Consider the following 18,036-nt stretch of genomic DNA (forward strand, 5'->3'; position numbering starts at 1 on the left):
CAGGATTTCCACATTGGATCAGGAGGCGAACAGATCAGGACCATTAAAGCAACGGCGCTCAATCGGCATTTGGGATGCCCTGGGCAGGCGCGGAAAAAGCCCGGCGACTCCAAGGTCTAGCCGCCCTGTGTGATGCAATCGACGCAGGCCGGAGCCTCTTGCGCACAGCGCTGCAGATTCGGCCAGATTGCAGGAAGTTAAGCAGCAGCTGGCCGGATTTGCCTCAATTGCCGCGCGGGCAATCCAGTGATATAAACACGCTCGATAGATAACCCTCGTGACATAGAGTGACCCGATGATCCTGCCGACCCTGCGCCAGCTGCAATTCCTCGTCGCGCTCGGTGAGACGGGTTCATTCTCCCGCGCGGCAGAGGCCTGCCATGTGACACAGCCGACGCTCTCTGCGGGCATCAAGGAGCTGGAGGACCTGTTCGGAGTGAGCCTTGCCGAGCGCGAATCGCGCGGCGCCACGCTGACCCATGCTGGCGAGATCGCAGTCGCGCGCGCCTCTGCCCTGCTGGCCGATGCCCATGCGCTGGTCCAGTCGGTCACCAGTGCCGGCGCGCTGTTCTCCGGCTCCTTCCAGCTCGGCGCGATCCCCACGATTGCGCCCTTTGTGCTACCCCAGATCGTCGGCCTGCTGACCCGCCAGTATCCCGACCTCAAACTCTACCTCACCGAAGACCGCACCCAGCGCCTGATCGACCAGCTGCGCGCGCGCACGCTGGACGCCGCCTTCATCGCCCTGCCCTGGGAAGCGCCGGGCATCGAGGTGATGACGCTGTTCGATGACGAGTTCCTGCTCGCCGCCCCCGCCGGCCATCCGCTGAGCCGCAAGAACGGCCTCTCGCCGGACGACCTTGAGGACCAGGACCTCCTGCTGCTGGAAGATGGCCACTGCCTGCGCGAACACTCCCTCTCCGCCTGCCGTCTGAAGCCCGGACCGGGCCGCGAACAGGTGGCCGCCACTTCCCTCGGCACGCTCGTCAACATGGTCGCCGGCGGCCTCGGCGTCTCGCTGATCCCCCGCCTTGCGGCGGACCATGGCCTGCCCATCGGATCGGACGTCGCCATTCGCCCCTTCGTGACACCCGTGATCGGCCGGCAGATCGGCATTGCGTGGAAAGCCGGCAGCCCCCGCGAGGCCGAAGCCCGGCGCATCGGCGAGATCGTCAGCGCCGAGTTTGCCAGCCGCCGCGCCGCCGCAGAATAGGCCCTTACCTGCGCGCCGCGAACTGAAGTAAGAGGCATCGCTTGCGAGCGGGCGGCAGTCGCCCCGGGGACGGACCCATGCGGATCAATGATGCCTGGCGCGCGGCGATTTCGGCCAGCATCATCCATCTCGTGATGGGCGCGAACCTGCCCTACCTGCCGGTCTGGATGGAGCGGGTGGGCGGCATGTCCGGCGCCGAGATCGCCGGGGCGAGCACGCTGGCCATCCTCATCCGCATCATCGCCGGGCCGCTGGCCGCCGGCATCGCGCAACAGCGCGGCCTGCGCGGTACGCTTGCCGCCACGATGCTGGTCGCGTTTGCAGGCTATGCCCTGCTCTATCCCGAAGCGCCTCGCGCGGTCGACTTTGCGCTCTGCGTGCTGATCTACACCGCGATGAATGTCGCCGGGCCGCTGTTCGAGGCGATCCTCGTCTATGGCACCAAGGGCGGCCGGCCGGACTATGGCGAGGCGCGCGCGATGGTGTCGCTTGCCTTCGTGGTGGCAAACCTCGCCGGCGGCGCCGTGCTCGCCGCCTTCGGGCCGGACTGGATCCTCCACTATCTTCTCGCCGCCGCTGCCGCCTCCGTCTTCGCGCCGCTGTTCACGCGCCGGGGCGCGCGCACGGCGGTTGCCCGCAGCAGCCTGGTTTCGACCTTCCGGGACGGGATCGCGCTCTTCCGGCCACGGGGCGTCTTCGCCTTCATCCTCGCCGCCGCGCTGATCCAGGCGAGCCATGGCGCCTATTATGCTTTCGGCTCCAACATCTGGATCGCGCAGGGCATCGCCCCCGGCCATATCGGCGCGCTCTGGGCCACTGGCGTGTTTGCCGAGATCGTGCTGCTGATCCTCTCCACACGGCTGCTCGGGCGCCTCTCGCCCTATCTCGTGCTGATCCTCGGCGGCTTCGGCGCCATCATCCGCTGGTCGGGCACCGGCCTCATCCTGCCGGTCGAGACGATCTATGTCCTGCAACTGCTGCACGCGGCGAGCTTTGCGCTAACGCACCTTGCGACCATGCGCTTCCTGCAGATGACCCTGCCGGAACAGACCCTGCCGCTTGCCTACGCCGTCAACAGCGCGCTGGTCTTCGGGCCCGCGCTTGCGCTTGCGGGTTTCCTCGCCGGCCTCGCCTATGACGGCCTCGCCCCCGGCGGCATTGCCGCCCAGACGAAGCTCTACTGGATCATGAGCGCGCTGTCGGCGGCGGGGTTCCTTCTGGCGCTCGCTGCGTCAAGGAAGCCGGTCGCCGCCCGCGTGGAGTGAACGGGCGGAGTGAGCCGGGACGGCGTCAGCCCGCCTCGCGCTCGCCCTTCACGTCGAGATCATACTCGCGCACCTTGCGATAGAGCGTCGAACGGCCGATGCCGAGCCGGCGCGACACCTCGCTCATATGCCCGTCATAGAAATCGATCGCATACTGAAGAAGATCGCGCTCGATATCCTGCAGGCTGCGGATCTCTCCATCGCCGTCCTTGATCGCCACCGGGCCGCTGCCGGCCACATCATTGGCCGGGGCCGGCACGCTGCGGTCACTCGCGGCAGGCGCCGGAGCGGATGGCAGGCTGGCCAGCAGCCCGGCCTGGCCGGAAATCTGCGGGAAGTCCTGCGGCTGCAGCAGGTCGCCATCACACAGCACGACCGCGCGGAAGACCGAGTTCTCGAGCTGGCGGACATTGCCCGGCCAGTCATAGGCCGTCAGCATCCGGAGCGTTTCAGGCGAGGCACCGGCAATCTTGGCGCCCTCGCTGGCATTGAAGCGCGCAATGAAATGATCGACCAGCGCCGGGATATCCTCGCGCCGCTCGCGCAGCGACGGCATGTCGATGGGGAACACGTTGAGACGGTAGAACAGGTCCTCGCGGAAAGTGCCGGCTTTCACCTGACCTGCCAGATCGCGGTTCGTGGCCGAGATGATGCGCACATCCACCTTGGTCGGGCGGCGCGAGCCGACGGCATCGACTTCGCCTTCCTGCAGGGCACGGAGCAGTTTCACCTGCGCATCCAGGGGAAGCTCGCCCACTTCATCCAGGAACAGCGTGCCGCCATCGGCCTCGACAAACTTGCCGGGAGATTTCGACACCGCGCCCGTGAAGGCGCCTTTCTCATGGCCGAACAGGATCGACTCGACGAGGTTTTCCGGAATCGCGCCGCAGTTGACCGTCACGAACGGCTTGCCCGCCCGCGCGCTCGCGCCCTGGATACAGCGCGCCACAACCTCTTTACCCACACCGCTTTCGCCAAGGATCAACACCGGGATATCCGAGGCCGCCCCGCGCTCTGCCATGCGCACCACCATCCGCATCGCCGGCGCCGAGGCAATCATGTCGGCGAAGCGCATCCCGCCTTCGGCCTTGCGGGACAGGCGTTTCACCTCGCCCGTCAGGCTCTGCATCTTCAGGGCATTCCGGACACTGACGACCACGCGCTCGGGGTTCGCAGGCTTCACGATGAAGTCCACCGCCCCGCGGCGCATTGCCTGCACGATCGTGTCGATGCCGCTGGTGGCCGTCAGCATGATGACCGGCAATTCCGGCCTGCGCGCGGCAAGGCGTTCCAGCGTCTCCATCCCCGACAGGCCCGGCATCGTCAGGTCAAGGAGCACCACATCGACGCCCTCGCGCGCCTCGGTGGCGAGCGCGATGCCCGTCTCCCCGTCCGGTGCAACGCGGCAGGCAAATCCCGCCTTTTCCACCGCCGCCTGCAGGAGGCGGCGCTGCGTCGGATCATCATCGACCACCAGGATCGTCTTGGTCATGGGAACACCCTTCATCGAACCGTTGCCGGCCGCACGCCCCCACACAGGCGCCCGTACCGTTTCGCTACGCCCCGTTCTGACACAGACGCATGGAATTACGGTTTTCAGGGTCGTTTGAATTTGATGGAAATTGGGGCGGGGCGCGGACGCCTCGCTCTACCCCGGCGTTTCAGGAACACACGCCTTGCGTGAAGGTTAATCTTCGGTAAAAGATATTCCGGAGCCGAGACAAACGATCTCGGGAAGGGGGCACGGGGTGGTTACCGCCGAGGACATTTCGCAGCCGTTGGGGAACGGCGGAGCATCAGCCGGGGAAACCGGGTTTCCTCTGTATGCTGCAGTTTCAATCGGGATAGCTGGCACCACGTTTGGGCTGGGCCATACTGCTGACTATCTGATGTTCGGCCAGGTCAAGGATGCATGGATCGCGATAAGCCTCATCATTACCGGACTAGGATTGGCGCATGCCGCCCGGAGCGCACAGGTATGGCATCGCCTTGCCGGAGCGAGCCGGGGACATCGCTTCTCCGATGAACAAAGCAAGAAAATTCTGCGCGGGGGACTTCGAGAGCCGTTCAGTTATTTCTTCCTGGTTTTGTTTGCCGTCGCGGGGCTTGGACTTTTCGGAGGCGCGCCCGGTATTCCGCTGCTCGCCGAGATCAACTTCACAGTACACAACGGCTCCCCTGAGTATTCGGCAGTCCAACTGGGTATAGCCGGTTCGGCGCTTCTGGTCGCCTTCGTCCCTTTGGCGACTCTCGTCTTCCTGGAGGCGAGGCGCTGCGCCCCGGCACCGCTCCTGCGCGACGATTCGATTTCGATGGGTGGTTTCTACATTCCGCTCGTTGCTATTGTATTGATTTCTGTATTGGCCGTCTGGGCTGCCCGGGCGTCGATGGCAGCGTCAGGAGAAGACGGCGCAACTGGCATTACTGAGAACCTGGCGTTCTTCATCACGCTGATCGTGATCGCCGTATTTGTCGTGTTCATTCTGATGCCACATGTGCAGCGACTGGCAGACAACTGGCACGACCGGGCCGCAGCCCAACGTCCAACCGGGACAGTCGCCCCCAACGGCCCAGCGATCACATGGAAAACCCTGCCCGAGTTCGCCAGCCGTGTGGATTCGTTCTTGGTCCGGTTTGTTGCCCCGCTCAGCGGAGTTACACAGCCCGGCCGAGGTATCCCGCACCTATTTGTAATCTGCATGCTGGTCCCGATGACGGCTCTGGGCTTCTTGCTGCCGCCACCGCTCGGCCTCCTGCCGATCGGTCTCGGCATACTGATAGTCCTTGCACTCGGCAGGCGGTGGGCTTGGGTCGAGGAGGATCGCGACACGGCTTCGCGACTGTTGCAAACGAGGTCACCGGAAATCCATGTCGGCTTCGGCAATGACCTCAAGGACGAGGCATTGCTCGGTTATGCCAGCCTTTTCCTGCTCGTGCCGCTGGCGCTCTACCAGATCAATGAGATCATCCCGGCCTTCGCCATGCGTGAAACCGGTGACGCCACCAACGCATTCTATGCCTGGGTCAGCTTCTTTGGCGCGGAACTCGCCAAGGCCGTTCCTTTTGTCGACTGGTGGGAAATCTATGATGTCAGGATCGATGTTCCAGTTGAACGGGTTTGCAGCTCCACCGAAGCTGCCTGCCCGCCCGAGGCGCTCGAACGCGGGCTCGCCGATGCCGGCAAGCACCTCACCTTTGCCGCCCGCGCCATCGTTGACCTCGTCATCATGGCCGCGCTGTTCCAGGCTATCGGCATCTGGCAGCGCAGCCGTGCGCAGGAAGCGCTGTACGATGCCGGCCAGCTCGATGCGTTCGACCCGTTCCTCGAAGAGGCCTTCTTCCGGCGCGGCATGCGGCGGACCGGACATGGCTGGGTGCCGACAGCAAAGTTCGAAAAACGGGTCGAAACGCATATTGCAAAGCGCACCGGACATGGCCTGCCACTGGCCCCGTACAATGAGCGAAGGCTGACAGAGCTGCTCGAGCATCCCGACGAGGAAATCCTCGAGGGCGTGGATTGGATGACCGAGAAATATCCGATTCTCGTGGGCAAGCCCTCGCGCAAGCTGGCGCTGCTCAGGCGCCAGTGGGACAAGGCGCCCGCCGAGCATCTGGCAAATCCTGACAATGCAGATCATCCGGCCAAGGCTACGGAATGGCGCAGAACCGAGAAGCCCCGGCTCGAGGCCGTGATCGCCGAACTCCTTGGAGAGGACCGAGAGGCCCGGCCAAAGGCGCTGACGGATGACGATGTCCGCAACCTGCTCGGCCTGCTTGCCGTTTGCGGACACTATCCGGAATTCCTCTATGCCCGCCTGGAGATCGTCGCCCTGCTATCACAAGCTGCCGGAGAACGGGCACCGAGCGCCATCTGGGCCCTCGTCGCCCATGTTTGTCCGAACAAGCCTGCCTATATGCGCTGGCTAGACCGGATCGTGCGCGAAACCGGCGGGGCTGTCCATTACGGGACCAATGTAAAGTCGCCAGTCTACCTTGGGTGGGAGGAACACCGGAAGCCGGTCTACGACGCAATTGAAGAGCTGGCTTTCTCATACTCAGATCCCAACGATACGCTGCGTGACGTCGCCGAATTTCTCGGAGTTCGCAGTACCGACGAGGCCAAGCAGAAGGCACGGCCAGCCGCGAAGAAAGCATTCGACGCGTTGTCAGGCATGGTTGGAGCAGGTCTGGCAGTCCAGGCGGCGAAGGCTTCCGACTCTGAGGGAGAGGAAAGTGACGAGGACTAAGGGGAAGACGAAGACGCTGATAGCGAGACTGCTGTCGAAGAGGACTGAATTGAAGGCCGCACTGGACGCCAGATAGCCCCCTCACCCCCTCAGTATCTTTCCCATCGCCTTGCCCTTCGCCAGCTCGTCGATCAGCTTGTCGAGATAGCGGATCTCGCGCATCAGCGGGTCTTCCACCTCTTCCACGCGCACGCCGCAGACGACGCCCTTGATCAGCGCCCGCGCCGGGTTCATCGCCGGGGCCTCAGCATAGAACGCCCGGAAATCCGCGCCCCGCGCGATCTGCGCCTCCAGCTCTGCCTGGCTGTAGCCCGTCTGCCAGCGGATGATCTCGTCCACCTCCGCTTTCGTGCGCCCCTTCCTCTCCGCCTTGGCCACATAGGCGGGGTAGACCCTGTCAAACCCCATCGAGAAAATCCTGTGTTCCGCCATGCCTGCCGCCTCCTCAGCCGCACGCAGCCACTTCACCATACCTGCCCGCACAAAACAAGAACACTCTGGACAGTTTCCCGTCCCCGGCCCATATCTGCGGCCCATGCCCCGCTCCCGCCCCCCCGCTCGCGGCGTCGCTGACGCGTCTGCCGCTTTCGCCCTCGACGGCGCCGCGCTGGATGCGGCCGGCGCGCTGTCCTCCGACCAGTGGACACCCCACCGGCCGGACCGTAACTGGGTGAAGCTCGAGGGCGGCCGCCGCTTCCGCGTCGCCTCCGATTACGAGCCCGCCGGCGACCAGCGCACCGCCATCCCCGAACTCGTCGACGCCATCACCGCCGGCGAGCGCGACCAGGTCCTCCTCGGCGCCACCGGCACGGGCAAGACCTTCACCATGGCCAAGGTCATCGAGGCGACCCAGCGCCCCGCGCTCATCCTCGCGCCCAACAAGACCCTCGCCGCCCAGCTCTATGGCGAGTTCAAATCCTTCTTCCCGGACAACGCCGTCGAATACTTCGTCTCCTATTACGACTATTACCAGCCCGAGGCCTATGTTCCGCGCTCGGACCTTTACATCGAGAAGGAAAGCTCCATCAACGAGGCCATCGACCGGATGCGCCATTCGGCCACCCGCGCGATCCTCGAGCGCGATGATGTGATCATCGTCGCCTCCGTTTCCTGCCTCTATGGCATCGGCTCGGTCGAGAGCTATACCAGCATGACCTTCGCCCTGAAGGTGGGCGACCGGATCGACCCGAAACATGTCGCCGCGCGCCTCGTGGCCAATCAGTATACGCGCAATGATGTCGCCTTCGGCCGCGGCGCCTTCCGCGTGAAGGGCGATGTCATCGACATCTTCCCCGCCCATTATGAAGACCGCGCGTGGAAGCTCTCCTTCTTCGGCGACGAGCTGGAAGGCATCACCGAATTCGATCCCCTCACGGGACGGACGATCCAGAAACTGCCGCAGATCAAGATCTATGCGAACAGCCACTACGTCACGCCGCGCCCCACGCTCAACCAGGCCATCGAGAAGATCAAGGAGGAGCTGAAGGCCACCATCGCGCATTTCGAGAAGAACGGAAAACTCCTCGAAGCCCAGCGTATCGAGCAGCGCTGCCAGTATGACCTCGAAATGCTCGCCGCCACCGGCTCGTGCAACGGCATCGAGAACTATTCCCGCTATCTCACAGGCCGCAAGCCCGGCGAGCCGCCGCCCACCATGTTCGAATACCTGCCGGAGAACGCGCTGGTGTTCACGGACGAGTCCCACCAGACGATCCCCCAGATCGGCGCGATGTTCAAAGGCGACTACAGCCGCAAATCCACCCTCGCCGAATATGGCTTCCGCCTGCCCTCCTGCATCGACAACCGCCCCCTCAAATTCGAGGAATGGGACGCGATGCGCCCCCAGACCATCCATGTCTCCGCCACGCCCGGCAAATGGGAAATGGAGCGCACGGGCGGGGTCTTCGTCGAGCAGGTCATCCGCCCCACCGGCCTCATCGACCCGCCGGTCGAGGTGCGCCCCGTCTCCAATGACGGCGCCAACCAGGTCGATGATGTCATGGCCGAGGCCAGGGCCGCCGCCGCGCGCGGCCACCGCACATTGATCACGACCCTGACGAAAAAGATGGCGGAAAACCTGACGGACTTCCTGCATGAGAATGGCGTGCGCGTGCGCTACATGCATTCCGATGTCGACACGATCGAGCGGATCGAGATCATCCGCGATCTGCGCCTCGGCCAGTTCGATGTGCTCGTCGGCATCAACCTCCTGCGCGAGGGGCTCGACATTCCCGAATGCGGCCTCGTCGCCATCCTGGACGCCGACAAGGAAGGCTTCCTGCGCTCGGAAACCAGCCTCGTGCAGACCATCGGCCGCGCCGCGCGCAATGCCGAGGCGAAGGTTATTCTCTATGCGGACAAGGTGACGGGCTCGATGCAGCGCGCGATGGACGAGACCAGCCGCCGGCGCGAGAAGCAGATGGCGTATAACGCCGAGCACGGCATCACGCCCACCACCATCCGCCGCGCGGTGGCCGACATCCTCGGCGAACTCGGCGACAAGCCGTCCGCCAGCCGCGCCCGCCGCCAGCGCGAACGGGGCGTCGCCGAATCAAAAGCCTTGCCACTCCGGGGTGAATCCGGCCACAACCTCAAAGCCGTCCTCGCCGACCTCGAAAAACAAATGCGAGAAGCCGCCGCCAACCTGGAATTCGAGGAGGCAGCGCGCCTGAGGGATGAGGTGAAACGGCTGAGGGAAGAGGATTTGGGGATTTAGATCGATATTCGAATTGCTAAACACCTGAGGATGTCAACATGAAGACATATCGTGCAGAATTTCCAGTTAGAAACACGATTAGTGCCAGCGAGTTTTTGAAGTGTGCCGTTCATTGGGTAGAGGGTATCACTTCTTCCAAACTCAATTTCTCTCACGTTGACGAGGAAGATGAAAACTCTGTGTACGCACTTTCTGAGGATATGAACGAAGAATTCAAATGTATTCGCGTTCCTGATAAAAAGTTTCCAAAATTTGGGTTCTCATACCGAGTTCGAAAACCGGAAGGGCTCGTCTATGAAACTGAGGTTTGTTACTCCTCTGATAGCGCCGTTGGAATCGTCGCGCTTCGAGCCTCATGCGTAACCTTGGACCCCAAGGTATTTGCTCACACCCCACTTAAGCCAGCTGTAATTAAACTAGCCCTTGAGCGCGGATGGATCGATGAAGACAACGAACTCCATGCGCAGTTGCGCCATCGGGAAGTAACTCTAACTGATCAACTTGATCGTCTTTTGGATATTGGGGATTCTTCCGGCCTCCCATGGATTGCTCTGCTGGCTGATGAAAGAGGTCGGTATCCATGCAGCCCGTCAAAGGTAGCAAACGACTTCTGTGGCCTTGCCCAAACTTATGTGATTCGAAACAATCTGCTTATTGAGCGATTTTTAGACGCATTTGATGAGTCAAGTTCAAGCCACCTTTGTGTACTTAGTATTCCCAACACTAATTCTTTCGAATTCATTCGAGGAGATCAGGACGCAACAATAGACGCACTAAAGCGTCTCCTGGTCGGATTCAACGCCAATGCTGATACTCGTCGAGGGCTAGAGTGGTCTGACCTACTTGAGCTTCAGTTGAAGTTTGTTCGGCAGCAGAGCGTACTGTCCTCGACGGATATGCCCTCGGGCAAACTTACAAATGAACTTAGCCTTAGGCAGCAGATTGTGGAGGAAAAGCAGCATAAGATCGACGAACTTCAACAGAGGCTGGATCAACAAAATAGCGATTTGAAGTCGAGCATTAAAGTAAATTCCCCGCTAGAGCTTTTTGAGGGTGAGTTCCTCGAAAGAATAGGTAAGCATCTTGAGCGCTCTTTGTCTGATCCATATCTAAGCGAACGGACAAAACTCGCAATATCAGCTGCGCTCCAAAGTTTGCCCGCGAAGTCAGTAATGAAGGAGTTTGTTCGCAAACTTAAAGGATGCAAGGATCCAGATTCTTTGGTCTGGTTTCTTGAACAAATCGGCTACTCTCACTCGCAAGATGGAAAACATCACAAACTGATTCCTGCTAAAGATCAGCGCGGAATTGATCAGGTTACCCTAGCAAAGACACCGAGTGACCGTCGAGCGCACGACAACGCGATCAGCCAAGTTCGCAAAGCTCTCGACCTGGACATCTAGCTACGCATATTTCGCAGCCCAGCGCCCTATTGACTGCATGGCGGCTGGCTGACCGTAATGCGCCAACCTCGCGCCGACCCGATTGTGGCTTGCGGCCTTCGGCCTCGATGCACCCTACAGGTGGAACCCGGCGCGAGGGGATATGGTGTTTGGCGGGGCGGGTGTTCCGTCTGCTGAGGATTACCCCCTGGCGGCGGGCCAGAGTCTGCGGGCGAGTCTGCGGGTGCGGCTGCGGGCGCGGCGCGCCTGCCCCCTCGCCCCCGGCTCCGGGGGAGAGGCGCGCGGGGATGAAACCGGAGGCGCCGCCTGGCAGGGCTCATCCTGAGCGAAGTCGAAGGACGAGCCCGGGCGCGGGGCGCTGGGCTGTTGTTTGGCCATCCTTCGACTTCGCTCAGGATGAGCGTTGCTTTGTTTGGCGGCCCCTCACCCCTGCCCCTCTCCCCATAAATGGGGAGAGGGGTTCCGAGCGTCGCACCTCAAACCCAACTTTAACCCCTCCCCGCTATCCCTAGCGTCTCGGCAGGCAGGGAGGCGCCAGATGTGGGTTCATCGCAGGGAGCATTTCCGCAATGCGAGCGAGCGGCCGGAGCGCTCGCGCGTGGCGGCGACGATCTATTACCGCACCGATGGCCGCGAGGCGCCCCCGCCCCAGGGCTGGGCCGAGACCTGCCCCGTCTGCGGCGCGCATATCCGCGTCTCCCGCCCCGCCCATGGCGGCACGTTTGTCTCCGAAGTCCTCCCCTCCGGCCGCCACATCCCCCACCCCTGTTTCGACCGGATGAAAGGCAAACGCCCGAGCGAGGAAACGATGGACCTGTTCGAATGGCAGCCCAGCTGAGCGCATTCCACAGCCGTCACGAAACTGTGAATTATTTCGCTTCCGTGACGAATTTCGCTCGACAAGGCCTCGACTCAGGCGAGCTTTGATGAGATCGTTTCGTTAAGCCAACGAAACGAGCGGGAGCAAACCCGAAGACGCACGAAGGCCAAGTCCATCGCCCCCGGACGAAACCGGGTCAACAGCAGAGCCGTGAGAGCGGCCGCGCGAAGGGCCAGGGTGGAGATGAAGGGATAAAGCAGGCGGTGGCCGCAGGACGGGAGCTAGACCCGGAATGTGGAGCCCTAGGCCGTGAACGGGGCACGATCCGAAACACGGCGGCCAAGGCAGAGCGGCACCCCTCGGGGCGCAGAGCGGCGGCGGCCTGAGAGCCTGAACATGTCAGCCCCCCGGTTGGTATGCGGACGGCTCGCGGACAGGACGGATGTGCGCGCCTTCAGGGGCGCAGCGCGAAGGAAAGTCCGGATGGGCAGGCAGGAGCGCCGTTGACGCGGCGAACCAGAGCGGCCCGGTGTGATCTGGAACGACCGTCATCGAGTGCTAGCACAGTGTCTCGGTAGATCGATTCGATACACATGGGAAGACGCGGCGTCTCTTCGGAGGGTCCGCGTCTTCTTGCGTATGTGGAATGTGCGCGGCGCGCCCCCTCCCGCCCGCGCCATTTGCATCCGCCCCCCACCTCCCCTATATGCAGCCCGACCAGATGGCCGGGCAGCCGCTGGCCGGCGGGTAACTGCCGGTTGGAGGAAAGTCCGGGCTCCAGGAGAACAGGGCGACGGCTAACGGCCGCCCGGCGTGAGCCGAGGGAAAGTGCCACAGAAAGCAAACCGCCCGCCCGCGCCGCAAGGCAAGGGCGGGTAAGGGTGAAAGGGTGGGGTAAGAGCCCACCGCAGCGCTGGCAACAGGGCTGGCAAGGCAAACCCCGCCCGGAGCAAGACCAAGTAGGGGGCGCATATGGGCTGTTCGTCCGCCCGCGCCCCGGGTGTGTCGCGTGAGGCGCCTGGCAACAGGCGTCCCAGAGGAATGGCTGCCAGACCCCGAAAGGGGCGAACAGAACCCGGCTTACAGGCCATCTGGTCCTTATTTTCCGCCGCGCGGGCGAATTGCACGTCCCGCGGGTTTGTCCAATCGCCCGTAAGGGTCTAGGAAAGGCCCGGACAATTGCGGGAGGGGGGACCATGCCAAGGCCAGCGGGCGTCCGGAACCATGATTTCGAGGAGAAGCGCAAAGCCCTCCTCGACGCGCTGACGGATTTTGCCCTCTCGGCAGATCTCCGCCGCCCGTCCCTGCGCCAGTTCGCCCTGGCGGTGCACCAGTCCGAGCCGACGCTGCGCCATTATTTCACCGACCGGCAGGGCCTCGTCCTCGACATCCTCGAAAATATAGGCCACCGCGCCGGCCCGCTCTGGGCCATGGTCGCCACGCCCTCGGCGACGCCGGCGACGGCGTTCGAGGAATATTTCCGCATTTCGGAGGCCGGGATGCGCCTCGGCGGGTTCATCCGCGCCCACGCCTTCGGCCTCATCGAGGGGCTCGCGGATGAGGCGGCCGGCCGGGCCTACCTCGAAAAGGTGCTGGAGCCCGCCCTGCGCGCGGTCAGCGACAAGCTGCGCGGCACGCCCGGCGCCCCGCAGGAAGAAGCCGCCCTGCGCGCTGCTGCGCTCGCCAGCCTGTCGCCGCTCCTGGTGATGAGCCTGCATCAGGAGCTGCTGGACGGCGCCCGCGCCGCGCCCATCGACAGCAGCGCCGTCATCGCCCAGCTGCAGCAGTGGCTCAGCCGCGCCCTGACGCCGGACTGAGCCGCCCGGCTTACTTCCGCGCCTACTTCCGCATCGAGCGGGTCATCGACTCCGAAAGCGCCGCAATCTCGGCATCCGCCGTCGCCCAGGAGCAGACGAAGCGGTTGGATCCCGTCGGCCATTCATAGAACGCCGCCCCGTCCTCGCGCAGCTTTTCCAGCGTGTGCTCATCAATGTGCACAAACACTTCATTGCCCTCCACCGGCCAGGCCAGCCGGTGCCCGTCGGCGATGAAGGCGGCGGCCAGCTTCTGCGCCTTCTCGTTTGCGTGCGCCGCCAGCGCCAGCCACAGGCCGCCATCCAGCAGCGCCTGCGCCTGCGCCGCCAGGTAGCGCATCTTCGGCGGCATATGCCCGGCGCGTTTCGCCCGCGCGCGCAGCTCCCGGCCCTTCTCCTTTGCCTTGCCGAAAAAGAGGATGATTTCGCACCCCACAGCGCCGGTCTTGGTCAGGCCGAGGGTCAGCACATCCACGCCCGCTTTCCAGCTCATCTCCGCCGGGCTCGCGCCTGTGAAGACGAGCGCATTGGCGAGCCGCGCGCCATCAAGATGCACCGCAAGGCCGAAATGCTTCGCGCGCTCCGCTCGCATCGCGATCTCATCCGGCTGGTACGCCATGCCGCATTCGGTCAGGTTCGTGAGGGACAGCACCGCCGGCGGCGTCTCATGCACGAAGCGCGGATCGAACGCCTCCAGATAATCCGCCAGCTGACCATAATCGACCTTGGCGCCCTTCCCCGGCAGCAGGTGCAATCGTCCGCCCCCGGTAAAAAACTCCACCGCTCCGCGCTCATCCACCTGGATGTGCGCCTGCGCGTGGCAGATCACAGAATGCGTCGGCGGGCAGAAGCAGGACAGGGCCAGCGCATTGGACGCCGTGCCCGACGCGGTGATCCAGAAGTCCAGCTCATCTGTCTCGAAGGTGCGCACCAGCAGGCTGCGCAACTGTTTCATCACCCGGTCATCACCATAGCTCGGCGCCGGACCATGATTGACGCGCGCCAGCGCCTCAAGCACAGCCGGGTGCGCCGGGGCAGCGGTATCGGAGCTGAAATTCATCGGATGCCTCAGAGCTTCGTATCAGGGGTCTGCCATAGCAGGTGCTGGCCGCCATCGGAGGCGATCATCTGCCCGGTCACGCTGCTGGCGGAAACGAGGTAGCGCAGGGCCCGGACGATTTCCTCCGGGCTGGAGCCTTCCCCGGTCAGCGTCGCGGCCTGTTCGGCGGCAAATTCCTCCGGCGTCTGATGAACGCTCTGCAGCGTCGGCCCCGGCCCGATGGCATTGACGCGGATGTGCGGCGCGAGCGCCTGCGCCAGCGTGCGCGTCGCCTGCCAAAGCGCCAATTTGGACAGCGTATAGGTGAAGAATTGCGGGTTCGGCCGCAGCACGCGCTGGTCGATCAGGTTGACGACAAGGCCCTTCTCGCCTGCTGGCAACCCGGCGGCCAACTGCTGAGCAAGGTGCACCGGTGCGCGCAGGTTGGGCTCCATATGATGGTCCCAGCCGTCCCGCGTGTGGCCTGCCGCGCTGTCGTCTGCAAAGGTCGAGGCTGAATTGACGAGCAGGGTCACGGGCGTGCCCAGCGCCTCTGCTGCGCGCGGCACGAGTCCCGCCCGCGCGCCCTCATCGGCGAGGTTGCATTGCAGGATCACCGCCCGTCCGCCTGCGGATCTTATCGCCGAGGCCGTCTCCTCTGCGCCCGCCGACGAGCCGTTATAATGAACCGCGACCGCCCAGCCATCCGCGCCCAGCGCCTCGGCCATCGCGCGCCCGAGGCGCGCGCCGGCACCGGTCACAAGCGCCCCCTGCGGCCGCATCACACGACAAGGTCAAAGAGGGCCGCGAGGCTGTAGCCGCGCACCAGGCCATAAATGTAAGCTGCATAGATCAGCAGGAAGAGCACCCCGGTCAGCCGCCCGATCCGCGCCTTCGTGAAGACGAGGCCGGCCAGCACGACCGCCGCAATGCCCATCACCCAATGATCGTAATTGTGGAACAGCCCGGCCACCTGCACCGGCCCGAACAGCGCCACCAGCCCGCCCGCGCCCAGGATATTGAAGATATTCGAACCGACGATATTGCCGATCAGCACATCGCCCCGCTTGCGGAAGGCGGCGGCGAGCGAGGCGCCGATTTCCGGCAGCGAGGTGCCCACCGCCAGCAGCGTCAGCCCGATCCATTCCTCCGGTACCTGATAGAACCGCGCAATACCCTCACCGCCCATGATGATCAGGTTCGAGGACCAGACCAGCGCCGCTGCGCCCACCGGCACATAGATCAGCGCCCTCCAGAGCGGCGCGCCGCCGGTGGCTGCATCCGCGTCGACCCCGGTCGGCTTGCCCTTTGCCTCGGCCCGGCGCGCCAGGATGATCGAGAGGCCGGTATAGCCGGCGAGGATCGCCAGGAAGCAGATGCCGATCATCGCCACCAGCGGCATGATCGCGGTCATCCCGATCCAGGCCGCCGTGGCGACCAGCATCGCCAGCACCGCCCAGCGCTGGCCCGGCCCGCCCGCCATCACCGGAAAGATCAGCGCCGGCAGCGCCGCGACCAGGAACACATTCGCGATGTTGGAGCCGACGATATTGCCGAAGGCGAGGCCTTCATTGCCCGTCATCACGGCGTTGACGGCGACCATCATTTCAGGCGCGGACGTGCCGAACCCGACGATGAAGATACCGGCCAACAGCGGTGACACACCCAGCGCGCGGCCAATGCCCAGCGCCCCGCGCACCAGCAGGTCGCCCGCCAGCGCCATGAGCAGCAGGCCGCCAAACAGGAATACGAGCAGCAGCGAGTCCGGCACTGGCCTGCTCCGCCGAGCCTAGTCGAGGCGCTTGAATTCGATCAGGTTCAGGATGCCGAACACGATGACGATAGCGGCAATGGCAATCAGGGAAGGATGGATCATGATCTCGGTCTCAGCCCTATTCAATGGTCAGTTTGGGGTGTCCATAGCGTGCGCCGCACGCCTTGGCGAGCCAAATCGGCAGGTTTCCTGTCCAATCGGTAAGCAAAAACAGGCCGGAAACCGCAATTTTCGCCCTAGCGGCGAACTTCGATCGACACGAACTGGTCGAACCAGCCCCCCGTCTCACCGCGCCGCTTGACCCGGATCAGGATGGGCTGGGCCGGGGTCTGCATCGCTGTGCGCACCCGCGTCAGCACATCCTGCACGTTCGAGACGGACTGGAAATTGACCTCGATGATCACATCCCCGCGCCGCAGCTTGTTATAGGCCCGCCCGCGCGCGCTGACGGCCGTGACAGCAACGCCTGTCATGTCGGACGGCGCCCCGAACCGGCGGCGCACATCATCGTCCAGCGCCACAAGGTCTGCGCCCAGATCATTGGAGACACCCGTGGTCTCTTCTGGGGCCGCAGGGGCGGCTGGCGTGTCATCGGGCAGCTCGTCCAGCGTCACCTGCACATCGCGCTGGCGCCCGTCGCGAACCAGCGTCACCGTCACCGGCCGGCCAATCGGCTTTTCAGACAGCATCCGCGTCATTTCCCGCGTGCTGGTCACAGCCCGGCCATCCATGCGCAGGATCAGGTCGCCGACCTGCAGGCGCGCGGTCGCCGCCGGGCTGCCATCGCTCACGCGGGTGACGATCACCCCACTCGTGCCCTGCGCGCGGTAGGCGCGGATCAGCGCTTCGTCCGCATCCTGCACATTCACGCCGAGGCGCGGGCGCCGCACCCGGCCTTCATCAATCAGCGCGCGCGAAATCCGCTTGACCGTGTTCGACGGCACCGAGAAGCCAAGCCCGATCGAGCCGCCAGACTGCGAGATGATCGCGGTATTCACCCCGATCACCTGGCCGGTCAGGTTGAACAGCGGCCCGCCGGAATTGCCCTGGTTGATAGCGGCATCGGTCTGGATGAAATTGTCCGACCGCCCGGTGCGCAGATCGCGCCCCGTGGCCGAGATGATGCCCGCCGAAACCGACCCGCCGAAGCCGAGCGGATTGCCGATCGCAATCACCCAGTCGCCAACCTCCGCCCGGTCGCTGTCACCCAGCTCCACAAAGGGCAGCGGCGTCGGCGACGTCACTTTCAGCACGGCGATATCGGTATCCCGGTCACGCCCGACAATCGTCGCGCGCAAGGTGCGGCCATCGGAAAAGGTCACCTCGATCGTGTCGGCCTTCTCGATCACATGGTTGTTAGTGATGATATAGCCATCGGCGCTGATGACGAAGCCCGAACCAAGCGAGCCCTGCCGCTGGAAGCCGTCATTGTTGCGCCCGAAATATTCATTGAAGCGCTCCGCCGGCGAGCCTTCGGGAAAGGAGGGCATCCGCGCCGCCACGACCTGCTGGGTGGAGATATTCACCACCGCCGGCATCAGCCGTTTCGACAGCTCACTGAAGCTCTGCGGCATCCCGCGGGTGTCCGCCGGGGTCGTCTGGCGGGTCAGGTTGCTGCCCTGCTGGGCATGGACGGGCAAGGCCAGAGCCGCCATCAACGCCGCCATCGCAAGGACTGCCGTCTTCATGATCCCGAATTCTCCAAGACTGCGACCGCACCGGGCCTGCCATTTGACTATGGCGCT

Annotated in this window: 13 protein-coding genes and 1 other RNA gene; 8 read left to right on the top strand and 6 right to left on the bottom strand. The window is 63.9% G+C overall.

Features of this window, described 5'->3' with window-relative positions:
- Positions 1–295 precede the first annotated feature (295 nt).
- Positions 296–1,213 carry a LysR substrate-binding domain-containing protein gene (locus ACK4SV_RS02580; protein ID WP_409916229.1) on the top strand — a complete coding sequence of 306 codons (918 nt, stop codon included), beginning with the start codon at positions 296–298 and terminating at the stop codon, positions 1,211–1,213.
- Between the two features lie 77 nt (positions 1,214–1,290).
- Positions 1,291–2,478, top strand: a complete 1,188-nt coding sequence (locus tag ACK4SV_RS02585) for an MFS transporter (RefSeq protein WP_409916230.1) — start codon at positions 1,291–1,293, stop codon at positions 2,476–2,478.
- 25 nt (positions 2,479–2,503) lie between these two features.
- On the opposite strand, the gene ACK4SV_RS02590 is transcribed toward ACK4SV_RS02585, so the two are convergent.
- The gene (locus ACK4SV_RS02590; protein ID WP_409916231.1) at positions 2,504–3,970 is read right to left on the bottom strand and encodes a sigma-54-dependent transcriptional regulator; all 1,467 of its coding nucleotides are present in this window, start codon (positions 3,968–3,970) and stop codon (positions 2,504–2,506) included.
- 397 nt (positions 3,971–4,367) lie between these two features.
- On the opposite strand from ACK4SV_RS02590, the gene ACK4SV_RS02595 reads away from it, so the two are divergent.
- Entirely contained in the window at positions 4,368–6,725 is a 2,358-nt protein-coding gene (locus ACK4SV_RS02595) for a hypothetical protein (RefSeq protein WP_409916232.1), read from the top strand.
- Between the two features lie 81 nt (positions 6,726–6,806).
- Here the strand turns inward: ACK4SV_RS02595 and ACK4SV_RS02600 are convergent, their stop codons facing one another.
- The gene (locus tag ACK4SV_RS02600) at positions 6,807–7,157 is read right to left on the bottom strand and encodes a DUF2200 domain-containing protein (protein ID WP_409916233.1); all 351 of its coding nucleotides are present in this window, start codon (positions 7,155–7,157) and stop codon (positions 6,807–6,809) included.
- Between the two features lie 103 nt (positions 7,158–7,260).
- Here ACK4SV_RS02600 and uvrB point away from each other — a divergent pair, with 103 nt between their 5' ends.
- From uvrB to ACK4SV_RS02625, 5 genes are all read left to right on the top strand, one after another.
- The gene (gene uvrB / locus ACK4SV_RS02605) at positions 7,261–9,441 is read left to right on the top strand and encodes an excinuclease ABC subunit UvrB (RefSeq protein WP_409916234.1); all 2,181 of its coding nucleotides are present in this window, start codon (positions 7,261–7,263) and stop codon (positions 9,439–9,441) included.
- 38 nt (positions 9,442–9,479) lie between these two features.
- Positions 9,480–10,844, top strand: a complete 1,365-nt coding sequence (locus ACK4SV_RS02610; RefSeq protein ID WP_409916235.1) for a hypothetical protein — start codon at positions 9,480–9,482, stop codon at positions 10,842–10,844.
- Positions 10,845–11,382: 538 nt separating this feature from the next.
- Positions 11,383–11,682 (top strand): hypothetical protein, encoded by a 300-nt coding sequence (locus ACK4SV_RS02615; protein WP_409916236.1) that lies wholly within the window; start codon positions 11,383–11,385, stop codon positions 11,680–11,682.
- A 699-nt stretch (positions 11,683–12,381) separates the two neighbouring features.
- Positions 12,382–12,763: RNase P RNA component class A (gene rnpB, locus ACK4SV_RS02620), an RNA gene on the top strand.
- A gap of 97 nt (positions 12,764–12,860) precedes the next feature.
- Positions 12,861–13,481, top strand: coding sequence for a hypothetical protein (locus ACK4SV_RS02625; protein WP_409916237.1), 621 nt, complete (start codon positions 12,861–12,863; stop codon positions 13,479–13,481).
- Between the two features lie 22 nt (positions 13,482–13,503).
- Here ACK4SV_RS02625 and ACK4SV_RS02630 read toward each other — a convergent pair whose 3' ends face one another.
- The 4 genes from ACK4SV_RS02630 to ACK4SV_RS02645 form a co-directional block, all read right to left on the bottom strand.
- Entirely contained in the window at positions 13,504–14,538 is a 1,035-nt protein-coding gene (locus tag ACK4SV_RS02630) for a threonine aldolase family protein (protein ID WP_409916238.1), read from the bottom strand.
- Positions 14,539–14,546: 8 nt separating this feature from the next.
- Positions 14,547–15,299, bottom strand: coding sequence for an SDR family oxidoreductase (locus tag ACK4SV_RS02635; RefSeq protein WP_409916324.1), 753 nt, complete (start codon positions 15,297–15,299; stop codon positions 14,547–14,549).
- Positions 15,299–16,288, bottom strand: coding sequence for a sodium:calcium antiporter (locus tag ACK4SV_RS02640; protein ID WP_409916239.1), 990 nt, complete (start codon positions 16,286–16,288; stop codon positions 15,299–15,301). Before ACK4SV_RS02640 ends, ACK4SV_RS02635 begins: the two co-directional genes overlap by 1 nt.
- Before the next feature lie 239 nt (positions 16,289–16,527).
- Positions 16,528–17,979, bottom strand: coding sequence for a Do family serine endopeptidase (locus ACK4SV_RS02645; protein ID WP_409916240.1), 1,452 nt, complete (start codon positions 17,977–17,979; stop codon positions 16,528–16,530).
- Between the last annotated feature and the right edge of the window lie 57 nt (positions 17,980–18,036).

It is taken from the genome of Hyphomonas sp. (assembly GCF_046313735.1).
Lineage (GTDB): Bacteria > Pseudomonadota > Alphaproteobacteria > Caulobacterales > Hyphomonadaceae > Hyphomonas.